This is a genomic window from Neomegalonema sp. (assembly GCF_028688855.1).
Lineage (GTDB): Bacteria > Pseudomonadota > Alphaproteobacteria > Rhodobacterales > Rhodobacteraceae > Neomegalonema.
The window spans coordinates 39,702-48,738 of record NZ_JAQTXI010000025.1 but is presented as its reverse complement, the minus strand read 5'-3'; the positions used below and the strand labels follow the sequence as shown (position 1 = coordinate 48,738).

General features: G+C 69.9%; 5 protein-coding genes. 1 reads left to right on the top strand and 4 read right to left on the bottom strand.

What is annotated here, in order from left to right; translation table 11 throughout:
- The 4 genes from PHN62_RS15230 to PHN62_RS15215 form a co-directional block, all read right to left on the bottom strand.
- A partial coding sequence (locus tag PHN62_RS15230; RefSeq protein WP_300152121.1) for a S9 family peptidase occupies positions 1 to 1,378 on the bottom strand: 1,378 nt, incomplete at its 3' end.
- 88 nt (positions 1,379 to 1,466) lie between these two features.
- A complete protein-coding gene (locus PHN62_RS15225; protein ID WP_300152119.1) occupies positions 1,467 to 3,614 on the bottom strand; it encodes a malate synthase G in 2,148 nt (715 codons plus the stop codon).
- A 97-nt stretch (positions 3,615 to 3,711) separates the two neighbouring features.
- Positions 3,712 to 4,902, bottom strand: coding sequence for a surface lipoprotein assembly modifier (locus tag PHN62_RS15220; RefSeq protein WP_300152117.1), 1,191 nt, complete (start codon positions 4,900 to 4,902; stop codon positions 3,712 to 3,714).
- Between the two features lie 100 nt (positions 4,903 to 5,002).
- Positions 5,003 to 6,784: an SLC13 family permease gene (locus PHN62_RS15215; protein ID WP_300152115.1), complete on the bottom strand. Its 1,782-nt coding sequence runs from the start codon at positions 6,782 to 6,784 to the stop codon at positions 5,003 to 5,005.
- A gap of 831 nt (positions 6,785 to 7,615) precedes the next feature.
- Between PHN62_RS15215 and gndA the strand changes: the two genes are divergently transcribed.
- Positions 7,616 to 9,022 carry an NADP-dependent phosphogluconate dehydrogenase gene (gndA, locus tag PHN62_RS15210; RefSeq protein WP_300152113.1) on the top strand — a complete coding sequence of 469 codons (1,407 nt, stop codon included), beginning with the start codon at positions 7,616 to 7,618 and terminating at the stop codon, positions 9,020 to 9,022.
- The last annotated feature ends 15 nt before the right edge of the window (positions 9,023 to 9,037 follow it).

Below are 9,037 nucleotides of genomic sequence, written 5' to 3'. Positions count from 1 at the left end.
AGCCGCCGTAGCCGTAGAGCAGGGTGGGATTCGAGCCGTCCATGGGGGCCTCGGCCCGGCGGATGACGCAATAGGGGATCAGGGTTCCATCCCTGGAGGGCGCTTCGAGCTGCTCGACGATCAGGCGCGAGGCGTCGAAGCGCTCCGGAGCGGTCTTGAGCTTCTCGACCTCGCCCGTGGCGGCGTCGGCCAGCCAGAGGCTGGAGGGCGTCAGATAGCCCGTGACATGCGCGAGCAGCCGGTCGTCCAGATCGGAGGCCGAGACCACGCTCGTCGAGATGTTTTCGGGCAGGGCGAGGCGGACATGGCTCCAGCCGCCGCCGGGCGTCGGGCGCCAGACCTCCACCGCGCCGCGCACCTCCACGAAGCGCGTGAGGATCAGGGCGTTGCGGGTCGCGGAGACTCCGACCGCCATTTCGCGCGGGCCCGGACGCAGCACCAGTTCGGCGGGCGTCGCGGGATCGGCGAGCCAGCGGTCGAAATCCCAGGCGAAGAGGTCGCCGGTCTCGAAGCGCTGGCCCGAGGGCGCGGTCCAGTCCTCGTTGGTGGAGAGGATCAGGCGGCCCTCCAGCAGAGCCTGAACGCTCGACTTCAGGGGCAGGGGCAGCTTGCGCGGCGCTTCGCCGGGCGTCCAGAGCCAGGTCTCGCTTTCGTAAAAGGTGATCGAGCGATGGATGAGGATCGCCTTGAGGGCGCCTTCGGCGGCGCGCGGGGCGTAGGGCTGGATGAGCATGTCCGTCCGCTCGCCCTCGAAGACGGGCTCGGCCTGGTCGAGGCTCCAGCCGCGCCGCAGGAGCCGCACGCACCGCGGATAGCCGGAGGCGGTGAGGCTCTCCGGGCCGAAGTCGTGGGAGATCAGCAGGCTGTCGGCGTCCAGCCAGAGGGCGGCGCATTTGGCTTCCGGCAGATCGAAGCCGCCCTCGACGAAGGCTTTCGTCTCCAGGTCGAATTCGCGCAGGACCACGGCGTCCTTGCCGCCGTCCGAGAGCGAGAGCAGGCAACGGCGGTCTTCGGGAGGCAGGTAGTTGGCGCCGCGCATCACCCAGTTGCGTCCTTCGCGGGCGGCGAGGGCGTCCAGATCGAGGATGGTCTCCCATTCCGGTTCGGGTCGGCGGTAGCTCTCCAGGGTGGTCCGCCGCCAGAGGCCCCGGACGTTCTGCGCGTCCTGCCAGAAATTCGTGAGGATCTCGACGCCGTTGCGGCGGCGGAAGGTCGGGAAGGGGATGCGGTCGCGGGCCTCGGCGATGGCCAGAGCCTCCTGATGCATCTGCTCGTAACAGGAGACGCCCTGCAGGGTCGTCAGGGCGCGGTCGTTCTGCGCGCGCACCCAGGCCAGGGCTTCCTCGCTTTCGATCTCTTCAAGATCCGGCTGCGTCATGGGATGGGGTCTCCTGGATGCGGGGCGGCGTCGGGCCGCCCGAAAGGCGCGGGCGGCCGGAAGGATGTGTCGGGCCGGAGCCTTCCGGTCAAGCCCCTCGGGAGGCGTGCAGGCGCTTGGCCGCGCGGCGGGCGGCGTGGAGCAGGGGCTCGGTGTAGCCCGAAGGCTGCCCGGCGCCCTTGAAGATCAGATCCCGCGCCGCCTGGAAGGCGGGGCCGTCGAAGGCGGGCGCCATGGGGCGCCAGGCGGGATCTCCGGCGTTCTGGCCGTCCACGCGCAGGGCCATGCGCCGGAGCGAGTCCTCGACCTCCTCGGGGCGGCAGAGCCCGTGCAGCAGCCAGTTCGCCAGAAGCTGCGAGGAGATGCGCAGGGTGGCGCGATCCTCCATCAGCGGGACGTCGTCGATGTCCGGCACCTTGGAGCAGCCCACGCCCTGATCCACCCAGCGCGCCACATAGCCGAGGATCGACTGACAGGCGTCGTCCAGCTCATGGCGCACGGCCTCCGGCGGGAGGTTGCGTCCGGCGAGCAGGGGCGGCGTCAGCAGGGCCTCCCGCGAGGCTCCGGCGCGGGATTTCAGCCCCTCCTGAACCTGATGGACGTCCACCTGATGATAATGCGTGGCGTGGAGCGTCGCGGCGGTGGGCGAGGGCGTCCAGGCGGTGTTGGCGCCCGCCTTGGGATGTCCGATCTTGGTCTTGAGCATTTCGGCCATGGCGTCGGGTTTGGCCCACATGCCCTTGCCGATCTGGCCATGGCCGTCGAGCCCCGCCGCCAGCCCCGCGTCGACGTTGCCGTCCTCATAGGCCGAGAGCCAGGCCGCGCCGCGCATCTCGCTGCGCGGGATCACGGGGCCGAGGCGCATGGAGCTGTGGATTTCATCGCCGGTGCGGTCGAGGAAGCCGGTGTTGATGAAGACGCAGCGCTCCTTCACCGCCGCGATGCAGGCCGCGAGATTGGCCGAAGTCCGGCGCTCTTCGTCCATCACCCCGAGCTTGACCGTGTTCTTCGGCAGGCCGAGGATCTCCTCGACCCGGCCGTAAAGCTCGTTGGCGAAGGCGACTTCTTCAGGGCCGTGCATCTTGGGTTTCACGACATAGACGGATCCCGTGCGGGAGTTGCGCGGACCCTCTCCGATCTTCCGGAGGTCGTGCAGGGCGGCGGCCACGGTGACCATGGCGTCCATGATCCCCTCGGGAGTCTCCTTCCCGTCGAGCAGCACGGCGTCGGTGGTCATGAGATGCCCGACGTTGCGCACCAGCATCACGGCGCGGCCCGGATGGACCACCGGGCGTCCCTGAGGATCGAGAAACTCCACGTCGGGATTCAGGCGGCGGGTCAGAGTCTCGCCGCCCTTCTCGAAGCTCTCCGCGAGGTCGCCCCGCATGAGCGCCAGCCAGTTCCCGTAGACGAGGGTCTTGTCCTCGGCGTCCACGGCGGCGACGGCGTCCTCGCAATCCTGAATCGCGGTGAGGGCGCTCTCCAGCCGGATGTCGGAGATTCCGGCGCGGTCGTCCCGGCCGACGCGGCTGGTCGGATCCATCAGGATCTCGATGAGCAGGCCGTTGACGCGCAAGAGCACGTCGCCCGTCGCGCGATGGCCCGCGAACCGGGCGGGATCGCGCAGGCCGGTTTCGGCGCCCGCGACCTTCGCCACGAGCGCGCCCTCCCGCACGGAGAGCTTGTCGAGATCGGCCCAGGAGCCCGAGGCCAGAGGCGCCACCCGATCCAGATGCGCCCGCGCCCAGGCGACGGCCTGAGCCCCCCGCGCCGGATCATAGCCGCCCGAGGGAATGGGGCCGGGCAGGGCGTCGGTGCCGTAAAGCGCGTCGTAGAGCGAGCCCCAACGCGCATTGGCGGCGTTGAGCGCGAAGCGGGCGTTCATCACCGGCGTCACGAGCTGCGGCCCGGCGATCAGCGCCAGTTCGGGATCCACGTTCGCCGTCGAGACCTTGAAGGGAGCGGGTTCGGGCTGGAGATAGCCGATTTCGGTCAGGAAGGCGCGATAGGCCGCAGGATCGAAGGGGACGCGGCGTTCGCTCCAGGCGTCGATCTTCGCCTGAAGCTCGGCGCGTTTGTCGAGCAGGCGGGCGTTCTTCGGCGCCAGATCGCGCAACAGAGCCTCATAGCCGCTCCAGAAGGCTTCGGGCGAAACTCCGGTCAGCACCTCCTCCTCGATCAGGCGCGCGAGGGGGGCGGCGACGGAAAGACCGCCGCGGGCGACATGACTGGTCATCTGGGCCTCCTGAACGGGGGAGAAGCTGAAAGCCTTCCGTTTGATGCGGAATCTTCATGCCACGCCCGATCAGGCTTGGGAAGCTTCACAGGTTTGCTCAGTAGACGCGCCGCAGATTGAGGAAGGCGCCGAACTGGTCGTATTCCTCGATCCCGACGTTGCTGTCCCGGCGCTCGTGGAACAGCGTGAGTTCGGGCCGGAATCCGCCCCAGGAGAGCCCTTCATGCGCCAGAGTCAGCATGGGCCGCCATGTGACGTCGCGGCGAGGCGCGCCGATCAGGAGATGCGGCTCGTCGTAACGGGTCAGGGTCGCGGAGAGGCGCGGCGTCGCCTCGAAGCCGCCCGCCTCGAAGCTCAGGCCCAGCTCCAGACGCGGCGCCGTATAGGCGTGAAAGCCGTTGCGGCTGTCGCGCCGCTCAAGGGAGGCCTGAGCGAAGAGCGTCGCCTGAGGCGCGAGGCTCCAGTCGCCCATGACGTAGCCGCGATAGAAGCCGCCGGAGAGGTCCGCGCGCTCGGCGCCCAGATAGCCGATCTGTCCGCCGAACCCGAGCCGCGCGCTCTCGGAGAGCCGGAACCGCCGCCAGGCCTCGACCGAAGGCAGCAGGAAGGAGCCCTCGTTCTTCGCCCATTCCCCCGCGAGGCTCGCCTGAAGGAAGACGCCTCGCGCGAAGCCCAGCTCCCGGCCGATGGCGAGATCGGCGCGGGCCGAATTCAGATCGGAGTCCTCGAAGAGGCTCGCCGAGGCGTGCAGCTTGGTCAGGAGGTCGCTCTCCCAGAGCTTTTCAAGCGAGACCCAGGGCTCGACGCCGGTGACGGTCTTCTTCTCGGCGGGGGGCTGATACTCCAGCGGGACGCCGTTGAAGAAGATCGTTCCGCCCTCGGAGACCCTGGAGGGATTGGAATCGGTGGTCAGCCGCGCGCCGTAGCGCAGGCGCAGGCTGCGCAGTTCGGCGGCCTCCAGATAGGGCAGGATGTTGCGTCTGACGCTCCGGGGCGTCTCGGGGGCGTCGTGGACCTCGCGGAAGAGCCGCAGGGCCTCGCCATGGCGGCCCGCGAAGAGCAGCGCCCGCGCCCGCTCCAGCTTGATGCGCGGCGTGACGGACTCGGGCGGCAGGGCGCCGAAGATCTCCGCCGCCTGTTCGGGTCGGCCCTCGGCCATGGCCTCCAGAGCCTCCAGGAAGCGCGCCTCCACCTCTGCGGGGCTCAGGGCGCGCGCCGGAGCGCCGAGGCCGAGGCTCAGGAGCGCGAGCGCCGCCGCGCAGGCCCTTCGGGATGGGAGAAGCCTCATGCCGACGCGCTCCGGAGACAGGCGCCGGCTCGGCGCTCCGGAGAAGGAATAGGGCGAAAAGACTTGAGGATCCCTTGATGCGCCCTCCCGGGCCCGGCCCTCAGAAGCCGTAGAAGACCGCGATGGCCCAGCAGGTCGCCAGCCCGACGACGAGGTTCATCGGAATCCCCACCTTGAGGAAATCGGCGAAGCGGTAGTCTCCCGCGCCGTAGACCAGCGTATTGGTCTGATAGCCGATGGGCGTCGCGAAGCTGGCGCTGGCGGCGAACATCACCGCCACCAGAAAGGGACGCGCCTCCAGCCCCAGCTGCGCGGCCAGACCGATCACGATGGGCGACATCACCACCGCCACGGCGTTGTTGGTGATCATCTCGGTCAGCAGCGAGGTGAGCAGATAGACCACGATCAGGGTCGTCAGCGGCGAAAGCCCCGCCAGACCCGGCGCGATCCCCGAGACGATCAGATCCACGGCGCCGCTGCGCTGGAGACCCGTCCCGATGATCAGCATCGAGAAGATCAGCACCAGAATCGAGCCGTCCACCGCGCCCCAGGCCTCGTCGCCGTCGAGGCAGCGCAGCAGCAGGATCGCCGCCACCGCGATCATCGCCAGGACGGCGATCTCCATCACGCCCAGCGCCGCCAGAGCCACCACCGACAGCAAGGCCAGAATCGCGATGGGCGCCTTCGCGCGCCGGAAGGCCCGGCCGCTCGTGCGGGTGACGGAGACCAGAAAGCCCTGTTGCGAGAGGGCGTCGAGCCCGGCGGGAGGGCCCTCCAGCAACAGGCGGTCGGCGGGGCGCAGGAGCACGCTCTCCAGATCCTTCCCCGGCTGATGCTGATGCCGGTGCGCCCCGAGCACCCACACGCCGAAGCGTCCGCCGAGGCCCAGCTCCGAAATGGGCCGCCCGATGCCCGCATGGGCGGGCGCCACCACGGCTTCGGCCGCCACCGCCTCGCCGGAGGTTCCGGCCGGACGGCGCAGACCCACGCGCAGGGTCTTGTCGGCGGCGAGGGTCAGCAGCTCCGAGGCGCTGGCGGAGAGGATCAGCCGGTCTCCCTTGCGCGGGACGAAGCCGTCGAGATCCTCGCGGAAGGTCTCCTGGCCGCGCCGGACTCCGAGAACCCGCACCCCCAGAGGCTTGAGCGCCCTGGCCTCGCCGAGCGGCCCGCCGGTCAGGGGGCCTTCCTCCAGGATCGCGGCCTCGGAGAGGAATTCCTGCTGGTCCTCCTCTCCGGGCCGGGCGAAGGACCCGCGCCGGTCGGGCAGCAGACGGCGCCCGAAAAGCCCCAGCAGCGCCGCGCCCGACAGCGCCGTCACGATCCCGACCGGGGTGATCTCGAAGATGGAGAAGGGTTCGAGCCCATGCTCGCGCGCCACCCCGTCCACGAGCAGGTTGGTGGAGGTGCCGATCAGCGTGCAGGCGCCCCCGAGGATGGTCAGATAGGACACGGGGATCAGCAGCCGCGTCGAGGCGATGTCGAATTTCCGCGCGATGCGGATCGCGATGGGGATCAGGATCAGCACGAGAGGCGTGTTGTTGACGAAGCCCGCGATGAGCATCGTTCCGGCCATCAGCAGGACCACCGCCTTGACCGCGCTGTCTCCGGCGAGCTCGATGATCGCCCCGGCGACGCGCTCCAGCACTCCGGCGCGCACGAGGGCCCCGGTCAGCACGAACATCGCCGCGATGGTCAGAGGCGCCGGATTGGAGAAGACCGCCATGGCCTCGGCGGGCGTCACCAGCCCGAGGATCACGAAGGCGGCGGCGCCTCCGGCGGCGGTGACTTCGGGCGGATGGCGTTCGAAGAGGAAGGCGGCGAAGGTGAGCAGCATGACGGCGAGCGCCACATAAGGCGCATGTTCGGCGATCAGGCTTTGCATGGCGTCTTGCATCCTCCTTCCGGGCTGCGATCCCGGAGGGTTTTCACACTGCGCGAGGGCGCGCCATGATTTTCTTCGGCCGGGCGCATTTTCCGGACTCCGCACGCCGATCCCGAAGCGCGCTCGGGGCTTCGCAGGGCGGATGCGCAGGGCGGCTTCCGGCGCGCGGAGAAGGGGGGAGGGGACGGGAGAGGCGGGGCGTGTCCGGCCGCCCCGCCTCCCGTCGTCCGGCGGCCTTGCGGCGGCCGGACGCGCACCCGACGGAGCCCTGGAACGGACCGGCCGCAGCCGCGCCGTCCCGCGAGGGTCGGGATCTTCCGGGCGAAGCCGTCCGGGGCTTCGCGAAATCGAGAATTCGCCCGAAGGGCGGGCGCGCCGGTCCGTCTCGAACGCCCTGGGGCCCGCGAGCCTCCGGCGTCCTTCGCTCCAGCCGGAGAGTCAGGCGGCCTGGCCCGGGGTCTCCCTGAGGCCTCCTGCGCGCGCTCGCGTGGAAGGCCCTCGGCCTGCGCCCGTTTGCGACGTCTCGGGACCGGAAACTCGCCTGTGCGGAGAGTGACCATGATCCGTCGTATGGTCAAGCGCCTCCGCGCGGAAAACGCCTAAATTTGTAATGTTTTTTTACAGGAAGCCGCCGCGCGGGGAATCGCCTGCGGGCGAAGGGCCCGAAGAGGGCGCCCGAGGCCGCTCCGGAGGCCGCTAAACGGGCTCCCGTCGCGCGACTCGCGGTCCGGATTCCTGTCCGGGCGCAGGTTCGCGACGCGAAGCCCTTCCGGCTCGCCTGAAAATGCTCCAGGCTCTGCGCCGGAGCAGGGGAGCTTGAGGAGTCCGGACATGTCTTCTGCGAAGATCGGATTGATCGGCCTTGGAACCATGGGTTCGGCGCTGGCGCTGAACATCGCGGAGAAAGGCTTTCCCGTCGCGGTCTGGAACCGCACCACGGCCCGCACGCGCGCATTCCACGCCGAGGCGGGCGAGCTCGCCGCGCGGATCCTCCCGACGGAAAGCCTCGCGGAGCTGGTCGCCGCCCTCGAGAAGCCGCGCGCGATCATCCTGATGGTCCCCGCCGGAGCGGCGGTCGATCAGCAGATCGCGGCCCTCGCGCCCCTGCTCGATCCCGAGGATCTCGTCATCGACGCGGGCAACGCCGATTTCCACGACACCAACCGTCGGGCGTCCGGCCTGCCGATGCGCTTTCTCGGCATGGGCGTCTCGGGCGGAGAGGAGGGCGCGCGACATGGCCCCTCGATCATGGGCGGCGGCGACAAGGCCGACTGGGACCGCGTCGCGCCGATCCTGACCGCCATCGCGGCCCGCGCGCCCGACGGCTCTCCCTGCGCGGCCTGGCTCGGCGCGGCGGGGGCGGGGCATTTCGTCAAGGCTGTGCATAATGGAATCGAATACGCCGACATGCAGATGATCGCCGAAATCTACGGGATCCTGCGCGACGGATTCGAGATGACCGCCGACGAGATCGCCGAAGTCTTCCGTCAATGGAACGAGGGGCCGCTGAAATCCTATCTCGTCGAGATCACGGGGGCGGTGGCCGCCGCGAAGGATCCGCGCACGGGCGCGCCCATGCTGGACGTGATCCTCGACAGCGCGGGCCAGAAGGGCACCGGCCGCTGGACGGTCGTGGAGGGGGCGCGTCTGGGGGCGCCGATCCCGGTCGTGGAGGCGGCGGTGATGGCGCGCAACGTCTCGGCGCGGCTGGAGGAGCGCGCGGCCGGAGAAGCCCGCTTCGGACCTGCGCCGCAGCCCTTCTCCGGCGATGTCTCGGTGCTGGAGCAGGCGCTGGTCGCGGGGAAGATCCTCTGTTACGCGCAGGGCTTCGCGATGATCTCGGCGGCTTCGGCGGATTTCGGCTGGAGTTTGCCCTCGGCGGAGATCGCGCGGATCTGGCGGGCGGGCTGCATCATCCGCTCGGCGATGCTCGACGACATGGCCGCCGCCCTCGACCGCGATCCGGAGCGCAATCTGATCCTTGACGCGGTCTTCGCCAGACGTCTCGAAGCGGAGGCTCCGGCGTTGCGCCGGGTGGTCGCGAGCGCGACGCTGCATGGTCTTGCGGTCCCGGCTCTGGGGGGCGGGCTCTTCTGGTTCGACCTGATGCGCACCAGGCGCGGGACGGCCAACCTCATCCAGGCCCAGCGCGACCATTTCGGCGCCCATGGCTTCCAGCGCCTCGACGGCGGGCCCGAGACGCATGGACCCTGGGCGAAGCCGGCGCACGAGATCTGACGCGCGCCGGATGCG

Bases quoted from the DNA above. Each gene is read 5' to 3' on its own strand.
- PHN62_RS15225 (WP_300152119.1), bottom strand. From the start codon at position 3,614: ATGACCAGTCATGTCGCCCGCGGCGGTCTTTCCGTCGCCGCCCCCCTC.
- PHN62_RS15220 (WP_300152117.1), bottom strand. From the start codon at position 4,902: ATGAGGCTTCTCCCATCCCGAAGGGCCTGCGCGGCGGCGCTCGCGCTC.
- PHN62_RS15215 (WP_300152115.1), bottom strand. From the start codon at position 6,784: ATGCAAAGCCTGATCGCCGAACATGCGCCTTATGTGGCGCTCGCCGTC.
- gndA (WP_300152113.1), top strand. From the start codon at position 7,616: ATGTCTTCTGCGAAGATCGGATTGATCGGCCTTGGAACCATGGGTTCG.